The following is a 19,795-nucleotide window of genomic DNA, read 5'->3' as shown; positions in this document are numbered from 1 at the left end:
CGCCAGGCGCGGGACAGGTTCAGCCCAACCATCCCCGCGCCAGTTCCGGCAGCGCATCGTAATGATCCAGCATCGCATCGGGCTTGAGGCGCGAAATCTCCGGCCCCTCGGGCCCGAAGGAGACAAGCGCCACCCGCACGCCGCTGTTGCGCGCGGTCTTGAAATCGGTCTCGGTATCGCCGACCAGAAACGACGCCCCGACCTCGCCCCCGGCCCGCATGACCGCCGCGCGATAGGGTGCCGGATCGGGCTTTCTGACCGGCAGCGTATCGGCCCCGATCAGCGCGGCGAAGGCATCGCGCACCCCCAGTTCGCGCAACAGCTTGTCGGCCAGACCCTCGGGCTTGTTGGTGCAGACGCTGAGCCGAAAGCCGGCGGCATCGAGGCGCGCGAGCGCCGCCTCCAGCCCCGGATAAAGCCGGGAATGCACGGCGATGGCGGCATCGTATGCGTCGAGCACGAGCGGAAAATCCTCATCCTCGGCCTGTGGCGGGATCAGGATGCCGGCACTGGCACGGGCATAGCCCGCCCGCAGCATGGCCCGCGCGCCATAGCCCGCGATCTTCGCATCCGTCACCGGATCGAGCGCCCCAAGCCCGCGCCGGGCCAGCACCGCATTGGCCGCAGCGATCAGGTCGCCCGAGGTTTCGGCAAGCGTTCCGTCGAGGTCGAAAACCACCGTTCCGGCCATGCTGTAACCTTTCGTCAAATCACGTGAAGGCAGGATGGCTTGCGGCCCTGCCTCGCCAAGGGGTAAACCGCCCGACAAGAAACGGCAAACAACGAAACGGGCAAGATGTCGGCAGAGCAGCAAAATCGGGATGTGGCCGTGGTGATCCTCGCGGCGGGACAGGGCAGCCGGATGAAATCCGACCTGCCGAAAGTGCTGCACCGGATCGGCGCGGTGCCGATGGTCGGCCATGCGCTTGCCGCGGCCCGCAGCCTCGATCCGCAGCGTGTCGTCGTGGTTGCCGGTCACGGGGTCGAGGCGGTGACCAAGGCCGTGGGCAAGCTGGACGAGACGGCGCAGATCGCGTTGCAGACCGAACAGCTTGGCACCGGCCATGCCGTCGCGCAGGCGCTGCCGCTGCTGGACGGGTTTGCCGGCCGGATCATCGTGCTTTACGGCGACACCCCCTTCATCAGCGAAGACACGCTCGCTGCCATGGCCGGCCACGATGCCGATGTGGTGGTGCTGGGTTTCGAGGCCGCCGACCCCGGTCGCTATGGCCGGCTGGTCACCGATGCCGATGGCACCTTGCAGAAGATCGTCGAGTTCAAGGATGCCGACACGGCCACGCGGGCGATCCGGCTGTGCAATTCCGGGGTCATGGCCGCCGATGCGGACTTGCTGCGCCGCTTCATCGGCCAGATCGGCAATGACAATGCCTCGGGCGAATATTACCTGACCGATATTCCGGGCCTCGCCCGCGAGGCCGGCTTCCGCGCCGCCGTGGTGACCTGCGACGAGGCCGAGACGCTTGGCGTCAACAGCCGCGCCGAACTGGCCCGGGCCGAGGCGATCTTCCAGTCCCGCCGCCGCGCTGCCGCGCTTGAGGACGGCGTGACCCTGACCGCGCCGCAAACGGTGTGGTTCGCGCTCGATACCCATATCGGGCGCGACGCCATCATCGGGCCGAACGTGATCTTCGGGCCGGGCGTCACCGTCGAATCCGAGGCCGAAGTGCTGGGCTTCTGCCATCTGGAAGGCTGCCATGTCTCCTCGGGGGCCACGGTCGGCCCCTTCGCCCGGCTGCGACCCGGCGCGGAACTGGGCGGCGATGTCCATGTCGGCAATTTCGTCGAGATCAAGAACACCGTTCTGGACGAGGGCGTGAAGGTCGGTCATCTGACCTATCTGGGCGATGCCCATGTGGGAGAGCGCACCAATATCGGCGCCGGCACCGTGACCTGCAATTACGACGGGGTGATGAAGCATCGCACCGAGATCGGCGCCGATGCCTTCATCGGCTCTGACACCATGCTGGTGGCGCCGGTCACGGTCGGCGCCGGGGCGATGACGGCCTCGGGTTCGGTCATTACCACCGATGTTCCCGGCGATGCGCTCGGCCTCGGGCGGGCGCGACAGATCAACAAGCCCGGACTCGCACGCCGGATCATGCAGGCCCTGCGCGAGCAGAAGGCGAAGAAGGGGTAAGGCAGATGTGCGGGATCATCGGAATTCTGGGCAATCATCAGGTCGCACCGCAACTGGTCGAGGCGCTGAAACGGCTGGAATATCGCGGCTATGACAGCGCCGGGGTGGCCACCATCGACACCGATGGCAAGCTGGATCGCCGCCGCGCGGTCGGCAAGCTGGTGAACCTGTCCGACCGGCTGGTGACCGAGCCGCTGCCCGGTCACGCGGGCATAGGCCACACCCGTTGGGCCACCCATGGCGCCGCGACCGAGGGCAATGCCCATCCACATCGGCGCGGCCCGGTCGCCGTGGTCCATAACGGCATCATCGAGAACTTCAAGGAGTTGCGCGAGGAACTGATCGCGGCAGGCTTTTCGCCGGAATCGGAAACCGATACCGAAACCGTCGCCCTCATGACCGCGAAACACCTTGCCGATGGCATGACCCCGGTCGAGGCCGCCCGCGCCACCCTGAAGCGCCTGCATGGCGCCTTCGCGCTTGCCTTCCTGTTCGATGGCGAGGCCGATCTGATGGTCGCCGCCCGCAAGGGCAGCCCGCTCGCTGTCGGTCATGGCACGGGCGAGATGTTCGTAGGCTCCGACGCCATCGCGCTTGCCCCCTTCACCGACCGGATCAGCTATCTGGAAGACGGCGATCACGTTGTCCTGACCCGCGCGGGTGCCGAATTCTTCGATGCCGAAGGCCGGCCCACCAATCGCGAGATCGCGCAGATCGATGTCGGCGCCACCGCCATCGACAAGGGCGGCTATCGTCATTTCATGGCCAAGGAAATCGCCCAGCAGCCCGCCGTTCTGGGCGATGTACTGAACCATTACATCAAGGATGGCCGGATCGTCCTGCCCGAATTGGTGGATTTCCGCGATGTCGACCGTCTGACCCTGGTCGCCTGCGGCACCGCCTATCTGGCCGGCCATGTGGCGAAATACTGGTTCGAGAAACTGGCCGGCCTGCCCTGCGATCTCGATGTGGCCTCGGAATTCCGTTACCGCGAGCCGCCCTTGTCGCCGAAAAGCTGGGGCATCTTCATCAGCCAGTCGGGCGAGACCGCCGATACGCTGGCGGCGCTGCATTATGCGCGGGGCAAGGTGGCCCGGACGGTGGGCGTGGTGAATGTGGGCACCTCGGCCATCGCGCGCGATACCGATATCGCCCTGCCGACGCTGGCCGGGGTCGAGGTCTGCGTGGCCTCCTCGAAGGCCTTCACCTGCCAGCTTGCGGTGCTGGCCGTGCTGGCGTTGAAGGCCGCCCACGATCGCGGCCGGATCAGTGACGGCGAACTGGCCGCGCATCTTGCCGACCTGCGCTCCATCCCGTCGCTGGTCAATCAGGCGCTGAACACGGCCGAGGATTGCGAAAAGCTGGCCGGCTGGATCTCGGAAAGCACGGATGTGCTGTTCCTCGGGCGCGGCCCGCTTTACCCGGTGGCGCTGGAAGGCGCGCTGAAGCTGAAGGAACTCAGCTATATTCACGCCGAGGGCTATGCCTCGGGCGAGTTGAAGCACGGGCCCATCGCCTTGATCGACCAGCACATGCCGGTCGTGGTGGTCGCACCCCGCGATGCCCTGTTCGAAAAGACCATTTCGAACATGCAGGAGGTGATGGCCCGTCACGGTCAGGTCCTGCTGGTCTCGGACGCGGACGGCATCCTGGAGGGCGGCGACGGCATTCGCGCGGCGCTGACGATGCCCGAAGGCGGGGGCATCTTCCAGCCCATCGTCTATGCGGTGCCGATGCAGTATCTTGCCTATTACGCCGCCGTGGCCAAGGGCACCGATGTCGACCAGCCCCGCAACCTGGCAAAATCGGTTACGGTCGAATAGGGCGAAAGGAGCTCATCATGCCCGTCAGGAACCGCTTCGCCGAAATGTTGCCCGAGATCACCGCCTGGCGGCACGATTTCCACGCCCATCCGGAACTGCAGTTCGACGTGCATCGCACCGCCGCGCGGGTGGCCGGGTTGTTGCGCGACTTCGGGTTGGACGAGGTCACCGAAGGCATCGGCCGGACCGGCGTCGTCGGCGTGATCCGGGGGCGCAGCGACAGCGCCGGTCGGGTGATCGCGCTGCGCGCCGATATGGACGCGCTGCCGGTGACCGAGGTGACCGGGCTGCCCTATGCTTCGACCGTGCCGGGGCGGATGCATGCCTGCGGCCATGACGGGCACAGCTCGATGCTGCTCGGCGCGGCCCGATACCTGGCCGAGACGCGCAATTTCGACGGCACCGCCATCGTCATCTTCCAGCCCGCCGAGGAAGGCGAGGCCGGCGCGAAGGCGATGCTCGATGACGGGTTGGTCGAGCGCTGGAAGATTCAGGAATTCTATGGGCTGCACAATATGCCAGGCATTCCGCTCGGTCATTTCGCGATCCGCGAGGGCGGGCTGATGGCGGCGGCCGACGAATTCGAGATCACCGTGACCGGCAAGGGCGGCCATGCCGCGCTGCCGCAGATCGGGGTCGATGCGATGCTGGTCGCGGCCCAGATCATCGTCGCCCTGCAATCGGTGGTGTCGCGCAATGTCGATCCGCTGAAAAGCGGGGTGATTTCCTGCTGCGTGGTGGAGTCGGATTCGAACGCCCATAACGTCCTGCCCGAAACCGTCATCATTCGCGGCACCGCCCGCAGTCTCGATGCCGAAACCCGCAGGCTTCAGGCCGAGGCCATCGCCCGCGTGGCCGAAAACACCGCCCGGGCCTTCGGCGCCTCGGCCCGGGTCGATTACCATCACGGCTATCCCGTCACCGTGAACCACCCCGAGGCCACCCGCCACGCCATCGCCGTGGCCGAAGCCGTGGCCGGCCTCGGTCATGTCGAGACCGCCACCCAACCGACCATGGCCGCCGAGGATTTCAGCTTCATGCTGGAAGCCCGTCCCGGCGCCTATATCTTCCTTGGCAATGGCGACAGCGCCCCCCTGCATCACCCCCGCTATGTCTTCGCGGACGAGGCAATCCCCTTCGGCGCAAGCTGGCTTGCCGGCATGGTCGAAGCGCGTATGCCCAGCCGCTGACGGGCTTTGACCTGCGCGTCGCGGGCGCAGCCTATCCGCCGGTATGGCTCATGTGGCGGCTGACCTGGCCTGTGACCTGCTGACGGGAATAATCGAAATCGTGACCCTTGGGCTTGCGGGCGATGGCCGCACGGATGGCTTGCGTCAGCGGGGCATCCTCGGTGCTGGCGCGCAGGGGCGCGCGCAGGTCGGCGCGGTCTTCCTGGCCGAGGCACATGTAAAGCTCGCCCGTGCAGGTGATGCGGACGCGGTTGCAGCTTTCGCAGAAATTATGGCTCAGGGGCGTGATGAAGCCGATCTTCAGGCCGGTCTCGGTCAGCCGGACATAACGGGCCGGACCGCCGCTGCGCTCGGCCAGATCGACGAGGGAGAAGCGCCCAGCCAGCCGGGCGCGCAGATCCGAAAGCGGCCAGTAGCGGTCCAGCCGCTCGGCCTCCGCCATGTCGCCCATGGGCATGACCTCGATGAAGGTCAGGTCATGGCCCTCGACCGCGCACCAGTCGATCAGCGGGAAAAGCTCGTCCTCGTTGAAGCCCTTCAGCGCAACGGCATTGATCTTGACCCGCAGCCCGGCATGCTTCGCGGCCCTGATGCCGTCGAGCACCTGTTCGAGACGACCCCAGCGGGTTATCTCGGCGAATTTCGCGGCATCCAGCGTATCGAGCGAGACATTGACCCGGGCAATGCCGATATCGGCCAGTTCATCGGCGAAGCGGCCAAGCTGGCTGCCATTGGTGGTCAGCGTCAATTCGTCCAGCCCGGCACCGAGATGGCGCGAGACGGCGCGGAAGAAGGACATGATGTCGCGCCGCACCAGCGGCTCGCCGCCGGTCACGCGCAGCTTGCGCACGCCAAGCCCGATGAATGCCGAACAGAGTCGGTCGAGTTCCTCCAGCGTCAGCAATTCGCGCTTGGGCAGGAATTGCATGTGCTCGGCCATGCAATAGTTGCAGCGAAAGTCGCAGCGATCCGTGACCGACACCCTGAGATAGGTGATCGGGCGGGCAAAGGGATCGATCAGCGGCGCCGGTTCCATGCCATGGAGATAGGCCGATCCCTGCCTTGTCGCAAGCGCGACCATTGCGCGCATCGCCTGCCGCCGTTAGCCTTCGGGCGCAAAACCGGAGGACATGATGACCCGAGCAAGAACCCTGGCCGTGCTGAGCCTGACCCTGCCGATCCTGAGCGCCTGTGGGCTGGCCGGGGACAGCGGTATCGTCTCGCGCCCGGACGCGGCGACGCAGGAAGCTGCCGCCAGTGCTGCGGCGGCCAGTGCCGCGCCGGCCTCGGCACCGGTGGCCGGCGCATCCTCGGCGGCGGGGTTGCAGGGGGGCGGGCAGACCGTCGCGCAGCTTGACCAGACCACGGCGGCGGAAAAGGCGGCCGCCGCTGCGCCCGCGACCGGGGGGGGCAAGCTGGGGACGACCATCGCCTCGCTTGGCGATGCGACGGAATCGGGTTTCTGGGTCAAGACGCCGTTGGTCCCGGCCCTGGCAAAGGGGCGTGTGGTCAACCCGGCCAATGGCAAGTCGGCAAATGTCGATCTGCAACCTTTGGGCGGCGGGGCCTCGGGCAGCCAGCTTTCGCTGGCCACGATGCAGGCGCTTGGCGTGTCCCTGACCGATCTGCCCGAGATCGAGGTCTGGCAGAACTGATCCTGCGGTAAGTTCCGTCTTGAGCGGCGGCCCCGAGAGCTGGGACCGCGTTTCTAAAGCAATCCCTCCCGCCGGAAGCTGACTTCGCAGCCGGTGCCGATGATCAGGTGGTCGTGGACGGTGATTCCCATCACCTCGGCCCCGGCGCGGATGCGCATCGTCATGGTGATATCCGCTTCGGACGGCGTCGGGTCGCCTGACGGGTGGTTGTGGACAAGGATCAGCGCGGAAGCCCCCAGTTCCAGCGCCCGGCGCAGGACTTCGCGGGGATAGACGGGGACGTGATCGACGGTGCCGCGACCCTGCGCCTCATCCGCAATCAGCACATTCTTGCGGTCGAGGAAGAGGACCCGGAATTCCTCAACCCCTTCGTGACCCATCGCGGTATGGCAATAGTCCAGCAGCGCATCCCAGCCGGACAGGACCGGGCGCTGCATGACCCGACCGCGCGCCATCCTTTGCGCGGCGGCGCCGACCAGTTTCAATTCCGTCACCACGGCGGGGCCGACGCCTTCGACGGAGGAAAGTCTTGCCACCGGCGCCGCCAGAACCCGGGCCAGATCCCCGAAGGTTGCGATCAGTCGGCGCGCCAGCGGCTTCACGTCCTGTCGGGGAATGGCGCGAAACAGCAGCAGTTCCAGCAATTCGTAATCCGGCATCGCCCCCGCGCCGCCGGTCATGAACCGTTCGCGCAGCCGGGCACGGTGATCGGCAATGTAGGAGGGCGGCTTTCCGGCCTTGGGCGGGGTCGGCACGGCCTCGTCGCTGTCGGGCAGGAACAACGTCAGGGGCGGTTCCGAGAAGGCATGATGATTCCGGTTCATGCGAGGAGGATCGGGCAGAATGCTGAAGAAACCGTTAAGGTCGGCAAATGCTGGAAAAATGATCTGAAAGGACGATTCGATTCCCCTGACCTTGGGGCAGCATGAATAAACCGCCTTGACCGGCGGCCCGGCTTCCGCCCTAAACTTGTCCATCCGCGGGCAAGGTCGCCCGCCTGAATCAAGAGGTTGCCATGACCCTTCTGAAATCCGTCCTCGCTTCGGCCACGGCTGTCGGCCTGCTGGTGGGGGCCGCCCATGCCGAACCCGCACTGATCTTCGATCTCGGCGGCAAATTCGACAAATCCTTCAACGAGGCCGCCTATCACGGCGCCGAGAAGTGGAAGGAAGAGACCGGCGGCAGCTACAAGGAACTGGAGATGCAGTCCGAGGCGCAGCGCGAGCAGGCGCTTCGCCGGCTGGCCGAGACCGGCGCCAACCCGATCGTGATGACCGGCTTCGCCTTCGGCGAGGTGCTCAACAAGGTTGCGCCCGATTACCCGGAGACGAAGTTCGTCATCATCGACATGGTGGTCGAACAGCCCAACGTGCAGTCGAACGTCTTCAACGAGGGCGAGGGCTCCTATCTGGCCGGGATCATGGCGGCGCAGGCCTCGACATCCGGGACGGTGGGCTTCATCGGCGGCATGGATATTCCGCTGATCCACAAGTTCGAATGCGGCTATCGCCAGGGTTTTCTGGCCGCCAAGCCCGATGGCAAGGTCATCATCAACTATACCGGCACCACGCCCGCCGCCTGGAACGACCCGGTGAAGGGGGGCGAGTTGGCCAAGGCGCAGAAGGCGCAGGGCGCGGATGTCATCTATGCGGCAGCCGGCGGCACCGGGATCGGCGTGCTGCAGGCCGCCGCCGATGAAGGCGTGCTCAGCATAGGGGTCGATTCGAACCAGAACCACCTGCATCCGGGCAAGGTCCTGACCTCGGTCGTGAAGCGTGTCGACAGCGCCGTCTATGACGCCTTTACCGCCGGCGACGCGGTCGAGCCGGGCATCAAGGTCTGGGACGTGAAATCCGATGGCGTGATCGTTGCCATGGATGAAAACAACGCGCCCCTCGTGACCCCGGAAATGACCGCAGCGGTGGACGAGGCCAAGGCGAAGATCGCATCGGGCGAGATCGTCGTGCATGACTACATGACCGACAATACCTGCCCGGCCGATTGATGACGGCGGAAACTGCCAAGACCGGGGGGCCGGCTGCGGCCCCCCAGGATATGCCCCCGGCCATCGAGCTTCGCGGGATTTCCAAGGCATTCGGCCCGGTTCAGGCCAACAAGGACATCAACCTGACCGTCGCCAGGGGCTCGATCCATGGCATCATCGGGGAAAACGGGGCCGGGAAATCGACGCTGATGTCGATCCTTTACGGTTTCTACAAGCCCGATTCGGGCGAGATCCGAATCAACGGCACGCCCATCCAGATCACCGATTCCATGACCGCGATCCGTGCCGGGATCGGCATGGTCTTCCAGCATTTCAAGCTGGTGCGGAACTTCACCGTTCTGGAGAACATCATCCTCGGGGCCGAGGACGGGCCGATGCTGCGGCCCTCGCTGGCCCGCGCCCGCACCCGGCTGCGCGAACTGGCCGAGGAATACGAATTGCAGGTCGATCCCGATGAGACGATCGACGAACTCTCTGTCGGTCACCAGCAGCGGGTCGAGATCCTGAAGGCGCTGTATCGGCAGGCCGATATCCTGATCCTCGATGAACCCACGGGCGTTCTGACCCCGGCCGAAGCGGATCACTTGTTCCGCATTCTCAACGGCTTGCGGGACGAGGGCAAGACCATCATCCTGATCACCCACAAGCTGCGCGAGATCATGGAGATCACCGATACCGTCAGCGTCATGCGGCGCGGCGAGATGGTGGCCTCGGTCAGGACCGCCGAGACATCGCCCGAGGAACTGGCCGAGCTGATGGTCGGCCGCAAGGTGCTGCTGGAGGTCGACAAGTCCCCGGCCCAGCCCGGCACCCCGGTGCTGGAGGTGCGCAACCTGCGCCTGATCGACGACGAAAAGGTCGAGCGTATCCGTGGCATCAGCTTCGACATCCGCGCGGGCGAGATCGTCGGCATTGCCGGCGTCAGCGGCAACGGCCAGACGCAACTGCTGGAACTGCTGGGGGGCTTCCCCGAAAAGGGCGCCAAGGTCTCGGGCGAGATCCTGATGAACGGCCAGTCGCTGGACCTGAGCGGGCGGCGTTCCGACGCGGCGACACGGCGTGCGCGCGGCATCGGTCACGTGCCCGAGGACCGGCAGGACGAGGGCCTGATCATGGACTTCGCCGCCTGGGAAAACGTGGCCTTCGGCTATCACAACACGCCGGAATATTCGAACGGCATCTGGCTGGACCGCAAGGCGATCCGCACCGATGCCGAAGGCAAGATCGAGCGCTTCGACGTGCGCCCGCCGAACCCTGACCTCGCGGCGCGCAATTTCTCGGGCGGGAACCAGCAGAAGATCGTCGTCGCGCGCGAGGTCGAGCGCAATCCCGACCTGCTGCTGATCGGCCAGCCGACGCGCGGCGTCGATATCGGCGCCATCGAGTTCATCCACAAGCGCATCGTGGAGTTGCGCGATGCCGGCAAGGCGGTGCTGCTGGTCAGCGTCGAGCTGGACGAGATCATGTCGCTGTCCGACCGCATCCTGGTCATGTTCGACGGCATGATCATGGGCGAGCGCGATCCGGAAACCACCACCGCTGGCGAGTTGGGCCTGCTGATGGCCGGCGTCACCGATACGCCGGCAGAGGGGGCCGCCTGATGGACAAGATGCCGAAATGGGCGGATGTGGTGCTGACTCCGCTGATCTCGCTGTTCCTCGCCTTCGCGATTTCGGGGCTGGTGATCCTCGCCATCGGTGAAAGCCCGTGGGAGGCGCTGAAGACCATGGTCACCGGCGCGTTGGGTTCCAGCTATGGTTGGGGCTTCACGCTGTATTATGCGACGAATTTCATCTTTACCGGGCTGGCCGTCGCCGTCGCCTATCACGCTGCCATGTTCAATATCGGCGGCGAGGGGCAGGCGGGGCTGGGCGGGCTGGGCGTCGCCATGGTCTGTCTGTTCATCCCCTGGCCGCATTGGTCGCTGGCGCTGATCGCGGCGATGATCGGCTCGGCGCTGTTCGGGGCGGCCTGGGCCTATATCCCGGCGATCCTGCAGGCCAAGCGCGGCAGCCATATCGTGATCACCACGATCATGTTCAACTTCATCGCCGCCGCCCTGCTGAACTGGGCACTGGTTAACTGGCTGCGCCCCATAGGCAGCATGGACCCGGCTTCGGCCAATTTCCCGGCCTCGACCCATCTGCCGAAGATCACCGACATGTTCGCCGGGTTTGGCATCGAATGGGGCAAGCATACGCCGGCCAATATCACCTTCTTCGTCGCCCTGCTGGCCTGCCTCGCCGTCTGGCTGCTGATCTGGCGCACCCGGCTGGGCTATGAGATCCGCGCCTTCGGCAAGTCCGAGAGTGCCGCGCGCTATGCCGGTATCTCGCCCACGCGGATCACCGTGATCGCCATGCTGATCTCGGGCGGGTTGGCCGGGATGATGGCCATCAACAATGTCATGGGCGAGGGCGAGCGTCTGATCCTGAACAATGTCGAGGGCGCGGGCTTTATCGGCATCGCCGTGGCGCTGATGGGCCGCAACCATCCCATTGGGGTGTTGCTGGCGGCGCTGCTGTTCGGCTTCCTCTATCAGGGCGGGGGCGAGTTGGCGCTCTGGACCTCGATCCCGCGCGAATTGATCATCGTCATTCAGGCATTGGTGATCCTGTTCACCGGCGCGCTCGACAATATGGTGCGGATGCCGCTGGAGGCCTTCTTCCTGTCGCGTCGCCGTCGCGGCACGGCAGAGCGGAGCTGAGCCATGGATTTCAACACCATCATCCAGATCCTCGACAGTTCCGTGCGCCTGATGACGCCCTTGCTGCTGGCCTGTCTGGCCGGGCTTTATTCGGAACGGGCGGGCGTCTTCGATATCGGGCTGGAAGGCAAGATGCTGATGGCGGCGTTTTCGGCGGCCACGGTGGCGGCACTGACCGGCAATGTCTGGCTGGGGCTGGCGGCGGGGATCGCGGGTTCTCTGGCGCTGTCGCTCGTTCATGGCGTGGCCTCGATCACCTTCCGGGGCAACCAGCTGATTTCGGGCGTGGCGATCAACTTCCTTGCCTCGGGGCTGACCGTGCTGCTTGGGCAGAAGATCTTCGGCCTCGGCGGGCGCACGCCCAATCTCAGCGGCGGGGCGCGGTTTTCCGAGATCCGGCTGCCCTTCGCCGATCAGTTGCGCGATGTGCCGGTGATCGGTCCGATCTATGCCGATCTGATCTCCGGCCATACCATTCTGGTCTATGTCGCCTTCCTTTGCGTGCCGGCGACCTGGTGGCTGCTCTACCGGACGCGCTTCGGCCTGCGCTTGCGCGCGGTGGGCGAGAATCCGGCCTCGGTCGATACGGCGGGGGTGTCGGTCACCCGGCTGCGCTATGCGGCGGTGGCGATCTGCGGCGTGCTGTGCGGGCTGGCGGGGGCTTACCTCGCGACCGGGTTGTCTGCGGGTTTCGTCAAGGAAATGACCGCCGGGCGCGGCTTCATTGCACTTGCGGCGCTGATCTTTGCCAAATGGACGCCCTGGGGCGCGCTTTTCGCGACCTTCCTGTTCGGGCTGCTGGAGGCGATTGCCAACCGTTATCCGAACCTTGAAATCGGGCCGGTCACCATTCCGTCCATGTTCATGAACGCGCTGCCCTATATCCTGACCGTCATCATCCTTGCGGGCTTTGTCGGCCGCGCCATCCCGCCGCGCGCGGGCGGAGAACCCTATGTCAAAGAGCGTTGAGCTTGCCGATCTGATCCGCGCCCGCGCCGGCGGGGCCGCCCCGGAATACGGGCTGATCCTCGGCTCGGGCCTCGGTCATCTGTCGGGCGCGGTGGATGGGGTGGCGATTCCTTATGACGACCTGCCGGGATTTCCCCATGCCGGGGTTTCCGGCCATGTGCCGCAACTGGTGATCGGGGATCTTGAGGGCGCGCGGGTCGCGGTCTTCGGCGGGCGGTCGCATTACTACGAGTCCGGTCGCGCCGATGCCATGCGCCTGCCGCTGGAGGTGCTGGCCGCGCTTGGCACGAAGAAGCTGATCCTGACCAATGCCGCCGGCGCAGTGAACGAGGCACTGGCACCGGGCGGTCTGATGCTGCTGAGCGATCACATCGCCTTTGCCGGCACCAATCCCCTGATCGGCGAGGCGACGGATGCCCGTTTCGTGCCGATGACCGACGCCCATGACCCGGAAATGCGCGCCGCCCTGAAAGCCGCCGCCGGGGCCGAGGGCGTGGACCTGCCCGAAGGCGTCTATGGATGGTTCTCCGGCCCCAGTTTCGAGACCCCGGCCGAAATTCGCGCGGCGCGCATCCTCGGCATGGACGCGGTCGGCATGTCGACGGTGCCAGAGATCATCCTGGCTCGTTTCCTTGGCCTCGGCTGCGCCGCGATCTCGGTCATCACCAATATGGGTGCGGGCCTCTCCGACGAATCGATCAGCCATGACCATACCAAGCAGATGGCGCCTCTGGGGGCGGCGAAGCTGGAAAAGGTCCTGCGCCGCTTCCTGCGCGGCTGAGGCGGTGAGGGCGGTCCCGCAAGGCCTGATATGCGACGGAATGTCGCGGTGCCTTGACATTGCGCAAGGCGAAAACGCAACACCTGCGGCCATTTGCCCGAAACAGATCGCCTCGCGCCGCTGGACTGGCGGGAAATTGATCGGTAGAGATGCGATGCCTAGGCTGCGATTCAAGCGGCCCAACCGAACATAGCCGGTCCGCGTTGGCGGGCCTGAACCGGAGAATAGCCGTGACCCACGCTGAAGAACACGAAGGCACGCGGAGGGACTTCCTCTATTACGCCACCGCAGGGGCCGGGACGGTCGCGACCGGCGCCGCTGCCTGGACCCTGATCAACCAGATGAACCCCTCGGCCGATGTGCAGGCGCTGTCCTCGATCATGGTCGATATCAGCGGGGTCGAGACCGGCACGCAGCTGGTCGTGAAATGGCTGGGCAAGCCCGTGTTCATCCGCCGCCGCACCCAGGAAGAGATCGACGCCGGCCGCGCCGTCTCGCTGGACGAGTTGATCGACAAGGGCGCCGAGAACAAGAACAAGCCGGGTGAAGCCGCCACGGATGAAAACCGCACCCTGGACGAGGCCGGCGAATGGCTGGTCCAGATCGGCGTCTGCACCCATCTGGGCTGCGTGCCGATCGGCGACGGTGCCGGCGATTTCGGCGGCTGGTTCTGCCCCTGCCACGGCTCTCACTACGACACTGCGGGCCGCATCCGTCGTGGCCCGGCGCCGCGCAATCTTGAAATTCCCGTGGCGTCCTTCGTTGACGACGCAACGCTGAAGCTCGGCTGAGGAGGCGCCCATGTCCGGAATTCCGCACGATCATTACGAACCCAAGACCGGCATCGAGCGCTGGCTGCATCGCCGCCTGCCGGTGGTCGGCCTGCTCTATGACACGCTGATGATCCCGACCCCGAAAAACCTGAACTGGTGGTGGATCTGGGGTATCGTCCTGGCCTTCTGCCTGGTGCTGCAGATCGCCACCGGCATCGTTCTGGCGATGCATTACACGCCGCATGTCAGCAACGCCTTCAACAGCGTCGAGCATATCATGCGCAACGTGAACGGCGGCTACATGCTGCGTTACCTGCATGCGAACGGCGCCTCGCTGTTCTTCTTTGCGGTCTATGTCCATATCTTCCGCGGTCTCTTCTACGGCTCTTACAAGGCGCCGCGCGAAGTGACCTGGATCATCGGGATGCTGATCTATCTGTGCATGATGGGCACCGCCTTCATGGGCTATGTTCTGCCCTGGGGTCAGATGTCGTTCTGGGGTGCGACCGTGATCACCGGCCTGTTTGGTGCCATCCCCGGCATCGGGCCGTCGATCCAGACCTGGCTTCTGGGCGGGCCGGCTGTCGATAACGCGACGCTGAACCGCTTCTTCTCGCTGCATTACCTGCTGCCCTTCGTGATTGCGGCACTGGTGATCGTCCATATCTGGGCCTTCCACACCACCGGCAACAACAACCCGACCGGGATCGAAGTCCGTCGCGGCTCGAAGGAAGAAGCCGAGAAGGACACGCTGCCCTTCTGGCCCTATTTCGTGATCAAGGACCTGTTCGCGCTTGCCGTGATCCTGGTCGTCTTCTTCGCGGTGGTGGGCTTCATGCCGAACTATCTCGGCCACCCCGATAACTATATCGAGGCGAACCCGCTGGCGACGCCTGCGCATATCGTGCCGGAATGGTACTTCCTGCCCTTCTACGCGATCCTGCGCGCCTTCACCGCCGATGTCTGGGTGGTGATGCTGGTCGACTGGCTGACCTTCGGCATCGTCGATGCCAAGTTCTTCGGTGTCATCGCGATGTTCGGCGCGATCATCGTCATGGCGCTCGTGCCCTGGCTCGATACCTCGCGCGTGCGTTCGGGTCGCTTCCGTCCGCTGTTCAAGTGGTGGTACTGGCTCTATTGCATCGACTTCGTGGTGCTGATGTGGGCGGGTGCCATGCCGGCGGAAGGGATCTATCCCTATATCGCGCTGGCGGGTGCGGCCTATTGGTTCGCCTACTTCCTGATCATCCTGCCGCTGCTTGGCCTGATCGAGAAGCCCGATGCCATGCCGGCGACGATCGAGGAAGATTTCGACGCGCATTACGGCAAACACACCCATCCTGCCGAGTAAGGAGAGGCAAGCATGACCCTGAGAACCAAGACCCTCACGGCCGTCGCCGCGCTGTCCCTTGGTGCGGCAGCATGGGCGCAGGACGCGACCGTTGTCGTCCCGGCACCGGACACCGCAACCCCGGCGCAGGCCGCCGATGCCGTCATGGACGCGGCGAATGACGCGGCTGCCGCCGTTGCCGATACCGCAAGCGAAACCGTCGATGCGGCTGCCGACATGGCTGCGGATGCCGCCACCGAGGCCGCAGACGCAGTCGATGCCGCTGCGACCGAGGCAAGCGAGACCGTGACCGAAGCGGCTGACGCCGCTGCGGAGACTGCGGCTGAAACCGCCGAAGCCGCTGGCGACAACGCCAGTGAAGCCGTTGCCGCAGAAGATGCGGCCACGGAAGAAGCCGCTCCGGCAGAAGAAGCTGCGGCAGAAGAAGCCCCGGCAGAAGACATGGCAGCCGAGGCTCCGGCCGAGGAAGCAGCAGCCGATGCGGCGGAAGAAACCGCCGCCGAGGCCGACATGGCGGAAGAAGCCCAGGCAGAGCCCGAAGCCGCGCCTGAAGAGGCCGCGACCGAGGAAGCCCCGGCGGAAGAAGCCCCCGCCGAGGAGGCCGCCGCTGAAGACGAAGGTGCCGCCGCTGTCGAGGAGGCTGCCACCGAAGAGGCCGCCGGAACCGAGGAAGAGGCCGCTGCCGAGGAAGAGGCCGCAGCCGGAGAAGAACATGCTGCGGCAGAAGGCGAAGCCGCTGCCAGCCATGAAACCGCGCATATCGAGGATATCGCCTTCAGCTTCGAAGGTCCCTTCGGCAAATACGACCAGTTCCAGTTGCAGCGCGGGCTACAGGTCTATACGGAAGTCTGCTCGGCCTGCCACGGCCTCAAGCAGGTGCCGATCCGCACCCTGCATGACGATGGCGGCCCCGGCCTGCCTGAGGATCAGGTCCGCGCCTATGCCGCGAATATGGATATCACCGACCCGGAAACCGGCGAGGATCGTCCGCGCATTCCGACCGACCATTTCCCGACCATCATTCAGGCCGATGGCATGGGTCCGGACCTGTCGCTGATGGCCAAGGCTCGTGCCGGCTTCCACGGCCCCTATGGTTCGGGGATCAACCAGTTCTTTCGGGGTATCGGCGGGCCGGAATATATCCATGCCGTGCTGACCGGCTATGACGGAGAAGAGAAAGAGCAGGCGGGCACCGTCCTCTATCACAACGCCGCTTTCGCCGGGAACTGGATCTCGATGCCGGCGCCGCTGTTCGACGACCTCGTCACCTATGAGGACGGGACCCCGGCGACGATCGACCAGATGGCCCGTGACGTCTCAGCCTTCCTGATGTGGACAGCCGAGCCGAAGATGATGGACCGCAAGCAGAACGGGTTCATTGCGGTGATCTTCCTGACCATCCTGGCGGCGCTGCTCTACCTGACCAACAAGCGCCTGTGGTGGCCGATCAAGCATGGCCGCGACGAGTGATCCATTGCACATGAGATAGCGAACGCGCCCTTCGGGGCGCGTTTTCATTTGTGGAATGGGTTGGTCGGTGCGGGACCGAAAGGGCAGGGGGCGAAAGCAATGGCCGGCCGCGATATTCGCGACCGGCCATTGTTTCAGCGTGGTGGCTTTCTGTCGCCCCGTGGCTGGACCTCAGAGTCCCAGCGAGCCGTAGACATTGCCGATCCGACGGATGGCGACAACATAGGCGGCGGTGCGCAGGTCGCGGACCCGGTTGTCGTCGAACCACACCTCCTGCATCTTCATGTAGCTTTCGCGCATGGTGTCATCGAGGCCCGAACGGACCAGTTCCAACTCGTCTGCGCCGCGCAGATAGGCCTCCTTGAAGCCGCTGGACAGCGACCACTTGACGCCGGAATCCGCCGAAAGCCGTTCGATTTCCGAGATCAACAGCATGTTCCGGGCTTCTTCGTGCCGGCGCTCCAGCCGGCCGAGGCTGATCTGGCTGAGGTTCTTGACCCATTCGAAATAAGACACGGTCACACCGCCGGCATTGGCGTACATGTCAGGGATGATCACGACCCCGCGCTTCTTGAGGATCTCATCGGCCTCGGCGGTAACCGGGCCATTCGCGGCCTCGATAATCAGCTTGGCCTGAACCCTGTTGGCGTTCTTGCCGGTAATGACGCTTTCGACGGCGGCGGGGATGAGGATGTCGCATTCGTCCTCCAGCCCTTCCATCCCGGCCGGGCGGAAGCTGGCGCCGGGGAAGTTCTCGACCCCGCCGGTTTCGCGGATATGGGCCTTCAGGGCGTCGATATCGAGCCCGTTCGGATTGTGGACGGTGCCGTTATACTCGACCACCGTCACGATCACGCAGCCATCTTCCTGCTGCAGGAACTTGGCGGCGTGATAGCCCACATTGCCCAGGCCCTGCACGACGACGCGTTTGCCCGAGAGGTTGCCGGAAAGCCCGGCCCGTTTCAGCGCGTCGGGGTGACGGAAGAATTCCTGCAGCGCATATTGCACACCGCGCCCGGTCGCCTCGACCCGGCCGAGGATACCGCCGATGGTCACCGGCTTGCCGGTCACGCAGGCCTTGGCGTTGATGTCGTCGGGATGGAGCCGCTTGTAGGCATCGGCCATCCAGGCCATTTCGCGCTCGCCCGTACCCATGTCGGGCGCCGGTACGTTCTGCGAGGGCGAAATCAGCGAGCGGCGCGACAGCTCATAGGTGAAGCGGCGGGTGATCCGCTCCAGCTCGTCCTCGTCCCATTCGCGCGGGTTGATGCGAAGCCCGCCCTTGGAGCCGCCGAATGGCACCTCCACCAGCGCGCATTTATAGGTCATCAGCGCTGCCAGCGCCTCGACCTCGTCCTGGTTCACCGACATGGCATAGCGGATGCCGCCCTTGACCGGCTCCATATGTTCGGAATGGACCGAGCGATAGCCGGTGAAGGTGTGAATCGCGCCCCGCAGGCGCACCCCGAAACGGACCGTATAGGTCGAGTTGCAGACCCGGATCTTTTCTTCCAGACCCGGCGGAAGTTTCATCAACGAGGCAGCATGCGTGAACATCCGATCAACGGAGTCGCGGAAGGAGGGATGCGCATTCGACATGATGGTTCTCCGTTTTGCCCATTTACAAGGCAGAGCTTCGGGGCAATGGCGGAAAATCGCAACGAAATTCGTCGGCTTGCTTCGCATCTTGTGCCTTCGGGCCAGATGGGGAACTATATGACCATAATAGTGCACTTATTTTCACAGGTATTATGGGTATCGAGGAACGTATCATTACACGCGGTCGCAAATTCGATCAGGTCCTTGAGGGCGCGCGGCGTGTGTTCATGCGCGAGGGCTTTGCCGGCGCGAGCGTCGATGACATCGCCCGCGAGGCGGCGGTGTCGAAGGCGACTCTCTATAATTATTTTCCCGACAAGCGGCTGATGTTCGATGCCGTGTTCCGTGAGGAACTGGAGCGTCAGCGTGTTGACGGCACTGAACTGGTGGCCACGGACCTGCCCATCGACCAGGTGTTGCGCTTCACCGGCCATCTGATCGCCAACCATGCCGTGTCGGAATTTGGATCCCGCACATTGCGACTTGCGATTGCCGAAGCCGAACGTTTCCCCGCCTTGGCGCGGGAGTATTACGTTATCGGCCCGGCCGCCCTGCAATGCACTTTGGCCGAACAGTTGAAGCGCTGGCAGGATGAGGGGATGCTGCGCGGGAACATTCCCGATCTTGGCCTTGCCGCAGAGTGCTTCGTCAGCCTGAGCGCGGTCGGGGTCCGTGAACGCGTGCTCCTCAAGGGTCGCGATTCGGTCGATGATGACATGATCCGGCGCTCGGTCGACAATGCGGTCGAAATGTTTCTGTCCCATTACGGCACAGATGCCGCGCGTGACCTTCTCCGTTGCTGATGCGAAGTTGACCGCGGTCGGGCTTAACAGCGGCCATTTGCGCGCGTATAGCTTGCCAGACGGCCCGACCAGATCAAAGCCCCGCCAAGGGGTGCGGGTCGGGATCGCGGGAACCTATCAGGGACAGATGACCAGAATGATCAAGACGCGCCATTTCCTCGCCCCGTTGCTGATGTCGCTGGCCGTGGTCGGCTGCGCGCGCAGCGTACCCGTCAACGATATGCCGGTGCAGCCGCCGGGGATCGAGCCGCTGCCGACCGCCGCCGATGACGGGCTGACCGAGCGCAAGCCGGACCTGTGCAAGGCCTCGACCTATGCCGGTTATATCGGCCAGCCCGGCGGCGTGGTGCCGACGCTGGGGATCACCAAGGAATATCGCATCGTCGAATATCGTGGGATCGAGCCGCAGGAATACAATCCGAACCGTATCGTGTTCCGGCTGGATTCGACGGGCAATATCTCGGGCGTCGATTGCGGCTGATGGGCCTTGCCCGGCAGCCCGGTGATTTGC

At 64.8% G+C, this 19,795-nt stretch carries 18 protein-coding genes; 14 read left to right on the top strand and 4 right to left on the bottom strand.

What is annotated here, in order from left to right; all coding sequences use genetic code 11:
• Positions 1-19: 19 nt before the first annotated feature.
• Positions 20-691: an HAD-IA family hydrolase gene (locus tag Q0330_RS16805; RefSeq protein ID WP_299482158.1), complete on the bottom strand. Its 672-nt coding sequence runs from the start codon at positions 689-691 to the stop codon at positions 20-22.
• Between the two features lie 105 nt (positions 692-796).
• Between Q0330_RS16805 and glmU the strand changes: the two genes are divergently transcribed.
• Genes glmU through Q0330_RS16790 form a run of 3 tightly spaced genes read left to right on the top strand, consistent with a single transcriptional unit; the run spans position 797 to position 5,171 of the window.
• The gene (glmU, locus tag Q0330_RS16800; RefSeq protein WP_299482155.1) at positions 797-2,158 is read left to right on the top strand and encodes a bifunctional UDP-N-acetylglucosamine diphosphorylase/glucosamine-1-phosphate N-acetyltransferase GlmU; all 1,362 of its coding nucleotides are present in this window, start codon (positions 797-799) and stop codon (positions 2,156-2,158) included.
• Positions 2,159-2,163: 5 nt separating this feature from the next.
• Positions 2,164-3,981, top strand: a complete 1,818-nt coding sequence (gene glmS / locus Q0330_RS16795) for a glutamine--fructose-6-phosphate transaminase (isomerizing) (protein ID WP_299482152.1) — start codon at positions 2,164-2,166, stop codon at positions 3,979-3,981.
• 17 nt (positions 3,982-3,998) lie between these two features.
• Positions 3,999-5,171 (top strand): M20 aminoacylase family protein, encoded by a 1,173-nt coding sequence (locus tag Q0330_RS16790; RefSeq protein WP_299482149.1) that lies wholly within the window; start codon positions 3,999-4,001, stop codon positions 5,169-5,171.
• Positions 5,172-5,202: 31 nt separating this feature from the next.
• Here Q0330_RS16790 and moaA read toward each other — a convergent pair whose 3' ends face one another.
• The gene (moaA, locus tag Q0330_RS16785) at positions 5,203-6,207 is read right to left on the bottom strand and encodes a GTP 3',8-cyclase MoaA (protein ID WP_299482146.1); all 1,005 of its coding nucleotides are present in this window, start codon (positions 6,205-6,207) and stop codon (positions 5,203-5,205) included.
• Positions 6,208-6,304: 97 nt separating this feature from the next.
• Here moaA and Q0330_RS16780 point away from each other — a divergent pair, with 97 nt between their 5' ends.
• The gene (locus Q0330_RS16780) at positions 6,305-6,826 is read left to right on the top strand and encodes a hypothetical protein (RefSeq protein ID WP_299482143.1); all 522 of its coding nucleotides are present in this window, start codon (positions 6,305-6,307) and stop codon (positions 6,824-6,826) included.
• 53 nt (positions 6,827-6,879) lie between these two features.
• Here Q0330_RS16780 and radC read toward each other — a convergent pair whose 3' ends face one another.
• The gene (radC, locus tag Q0330_RS16775; RefSeq protein ID WP_299482140.1) at positions 6,880-7,650 is read right to left on the bottom strand and encodes a DNA repair protein RadC; all 771 of its coding nucleotides are present in this window, start codon (positions 7,648-7,650) and stop codon (positions 6,880-6,882) included.
• Between the two features lie 191 nt (positions 7,651-7,841).
• Between radC and Q0330_RS16770 the strand changes: the two genes are divergently transcribed.
• The 8 genes from Q0330_RS16770 to Q0330_RS19260 all read left to right on the top strand — a co-directional run bounded on the left by Q0330_RS16770 (position 7,842) and on the right by Q0330_RS19260 (position 16,882).
• Complete coding sequence (locus tag Q0330_RS16770; RefSeq protein WP_299482137.1) at positions 7,842-8,831, top strand: BMP family ABC transporter substrate-binding protein; 990 nt, start codon at positions 7,842-7,844, stop codon at positions 8,829-8,831.
• The gene (locus Q0330_RS16765) at positions 8,831-10,432 is read left to right on the top strand and encodes an ABC transporter ATP-binding protein (RefSeq protein WP_299482134.1); all 1,602 of its coding nucleotides are present in this window, start codon (positions 8,831-8,833) and stop codon (positions 10,430-10,432) included. The genes Q0330_RS16770 and Q0330_RS16765 overlap by 1 nt, the downstream gene beginning before the upstream one ends.
• The gene (locus tag Q0330_RS16760; RefSeq protein WP_299482131.1) at positions 10,432-11,538 is read left to right on the top strand and encodes an ABC transporter permease; all 1,107 of its coding nucleotides are present in this window, start codon (positions 10,432-10,434) and stop codon (positions 11,536-11,538) included. The genes Q0330_RS16765 and Q0330_RS16760 overlap by 1 nt, the downstream gene beginning before the upstream one ends.
• Positions 11,539-11,541: 3 nt before the next feature.
• The gene (locus Q0330_RS16755) at positions 11,542-12,507 is read left to right on the top strand and encodes an ABC transporter permease (protein ID WP_299482128.1); all 966 of its coding nucleotides are present in this window, start codon (positions 11,542-11,544) and stop codon (positions 12,505-12,507) included.
• Positions 12,491-13,288 carry a purine-nucleoside phosphorylase gene (locus Q0330_RS16750; RefSeq protein ID WP_299482126.1) on the top strand — a complete coding sequence of 266 codons (798 nt, stop codon included), beginning with the start codon at positions 12,491-12,493 and terminating at the stop codon, positions 13,286-13,288. The genes Q0330_RS16755 and Q0330_RS16750 overlap by 17 nt, the downstream gene beginning before the upstream one ends.
• A 230-nt stretch (positions 13,289-13,518) precedes the next feature.
• On the top strand, positions 13,519-14,079 hold the full coding sequence (gene petA / locus Q0330_RS16745; protein ID WP_299482123.1) for a ubiquinol-cytochrome c reductase iron-sulfur subunit: 561 nt from the start codon (positions 13,519-13,521) through the stop codon (positions 14,077-14,079).
• Positions 14,080-14,089: 10 nt separating this feature from the next.
• On the top strand, positions 14,090-15,412 hold the full coding sequence (gene petB / locus Q0330_RS16740) for a cytochrome b (protein WP_299482120.1): 1,323 nt from the start codon (positions 14,090-14,092) through the stop codon (positions 15,410-15,412).
• 12 nt (positions 15,413-15,424) lie between these two features.
• Positions 15,425-16,882, top strand: a complete 1,458-nt coding sequence (locus Q0330_RS19260; RefSeq protein WP_366518343.1) for a cytochrome c1 — start codon at positions 15,425-15,427, stop codon at positions 16,880-16,882.
• Between the two features lie 171 nt (positions 16,883-17,053).
• On the opposite strand, the gene Q0330_RS16730 is transcribed toward Q0330_RS19260, so the two are convergent.
• Entirely contained in the window at positions 17,054-18,481 is a 1,428-nt protein-coding gene (locus Q0330_RS16730) for a Glu/Leu/Phe/Val dehydrogenase (protein ID WP_299482117.1), read from the bottom strand.
• A 152-nt stretch (positions 18,482-18,633) separates the two neighbouring features.
• Here Q0330_RS16730 and Q0330_RS16725 point away from each other — a divergent pair, with 152 nt between their 5' ends.
• Both Q0330_RS16725 and Q0330_RS16720 read left to right on the top strand, forming a co-directional pair.
• A complete protein-coding gene (locus tag Q0330_RS16725) occupies positions 18,634-19,284 on the top strand; it encodes a TetR/AcrR family transcriptional regulator (protein WP_299482114.1) in 651 nt (216 codons plus the stop codon).
• Positions 19,285-19,420: 136 nt separating this feature from the next.
• Positions 19,421-19,765 carry a hypothetical protein gene (locus Q0330_RS16720; RefSeq protein ID WP_299482111.1) on the top strand — a complete coding sequence of 115 codons (345 nt, stop codon included), beginning with the start codon at positions 19,421-19,423 and terminating at the stop codon, positions 19,763-19,765.
• The last annotated feature ends 30 nt before the right edge of the window (positions 19,766-19,795 follow it).

The sequence above is a fragment of the uncultured Paracoccus sp. genome, assembly GCF_937873615.1.
Taxonomy (GTDB): domain Bacteria; phylum Pseudomonadota; class Alphaproteobacteria; order Rhodobacterales; family Rhodobacteraceae; genus Paracoccus.
This window is presented reverse-complemented; position numbering and strand designations above follow the sequence as displayed.

Excerpts from the sequence above, each read along its gene's own strand:
- glmU (WP_299482155.1), top strand. The coding sequence starts at position 797 with ATGTCGGCAGAGCAGCAAAATCGGGATGTGGCCGTGGTGATCCTCGCG.
- petB (WP_299482120.1), top strand. The coding sequence starts at position 14,090 with ATGTCCGGAATTCCGCACGATCATTACGAACCCAAGACCGGCATCGAG.
- Q0330_RS16765 (WP_299482134.1), top strand. The coding sequence starts at position 8,831 with ATGACGGCGGAAACTGCCAAGACCGGGGGGCCGGCTGCGGCCCCCCAG.
- Q0330_RS16755 (WP_299482128.1), top strand. The coding sequence starts at position 11,542 with ATGGATTTCAACACCATCATCCAGATCCTCGACAGTTCCGTGCGCCTG.
- Q0330_RS16780 (WP_299482143.1), top strand. The coding sequence starts at position 6,305 with ATGACCCGAGCAAGAACCCTGGCCGTGCTGAGCCTGACCCTGCCGATC.
- Q0330_RS16725 (WP_299482114.1), top strand. The coding sequence starts at position 18,634 with ATGGGTATCGAGGAACGTATCATTACACGCGGTCGCAAATTCGATCAG.
- Q0330_RS16760 (WP_299482131.1), top strand. The coding sequence starts at position 10,432 with ATGGACAAGATGCCGAAATGGGCGGATGTGGTGCTGACTCCGCTGATC.
- Q0330_RS16750 (WP_299482126.1), top strand. The coding sequence starts at position 12,491 with ATGTCAAAGAGCGTTGAGCTTGCCGATCTGATCCGCGCCCGCGCCGGC.
- Q0330_RS19260 (WP_366518343.1), top strand. The coding sequence starts at position 15,425 with ATGACCCTGAGAACCAAGACCCTCACGGCCGTCGCCGCGCTGTCCCTT.
- Q0330_RS16770 (WP_299482137.1), top strand. The coding sequence starts at position 7,842 with ATGACCCTTCTGAAATCCGTCCTCGCTTCGGCCACGGCTGTCGGCCTG.
- moaA (WP_299482146.1), bottom strand. The coding sequence starts at position 6,207 with ATGGAACCGGCGCCGCTGATCGATCCCTTTGCCCGCCCGATCACCTAT.
- Q0330_RS16790 (WP_299482149.1), top strand. The coding sequence starts at position 3,999 with ATGCCCGTCAGGAACCGCTTCGCCGAAATGTTGCCCGAGATCACCGCC.
- radC (WP_299482140.1), bottom strand. The coding sequence starts at position 7,650 with ATGAACCGGAATCATCATGCCTTCTCGGAACCGCCCCTGACGTTGTTC.
- glmS (WP_299482152.1), top strand. The coding sequence starts at position 2,164 with ATGTGCGGGATCATCGGAATTCTGGGCAATCATCAGGTCGCACCGCAA.
- Q0330_RS16805 (WP_299482158.1), bottom strand. The coding sequence starts at position 691 with ATGGCCGGAACGGTGGTTTTCGACCTCGACGGAACGCTTGCCGAAACC.
- Q0330_RS16730 (WP_299482117.1), bottom strand. The coding sequence starts at position 18,481 with ATGTCGAATGCGCATCCCTCCTTCCGCGACTCCGTTGATCGGATGTTC.
- Q0330_RS16720 (WP_299482111.1), top strand. The coding sequence starts at position 19,421 with ATGATCAAGACGCGCCATTTCCTCGCCCCGTTGCTGATGTCGCTGGCC.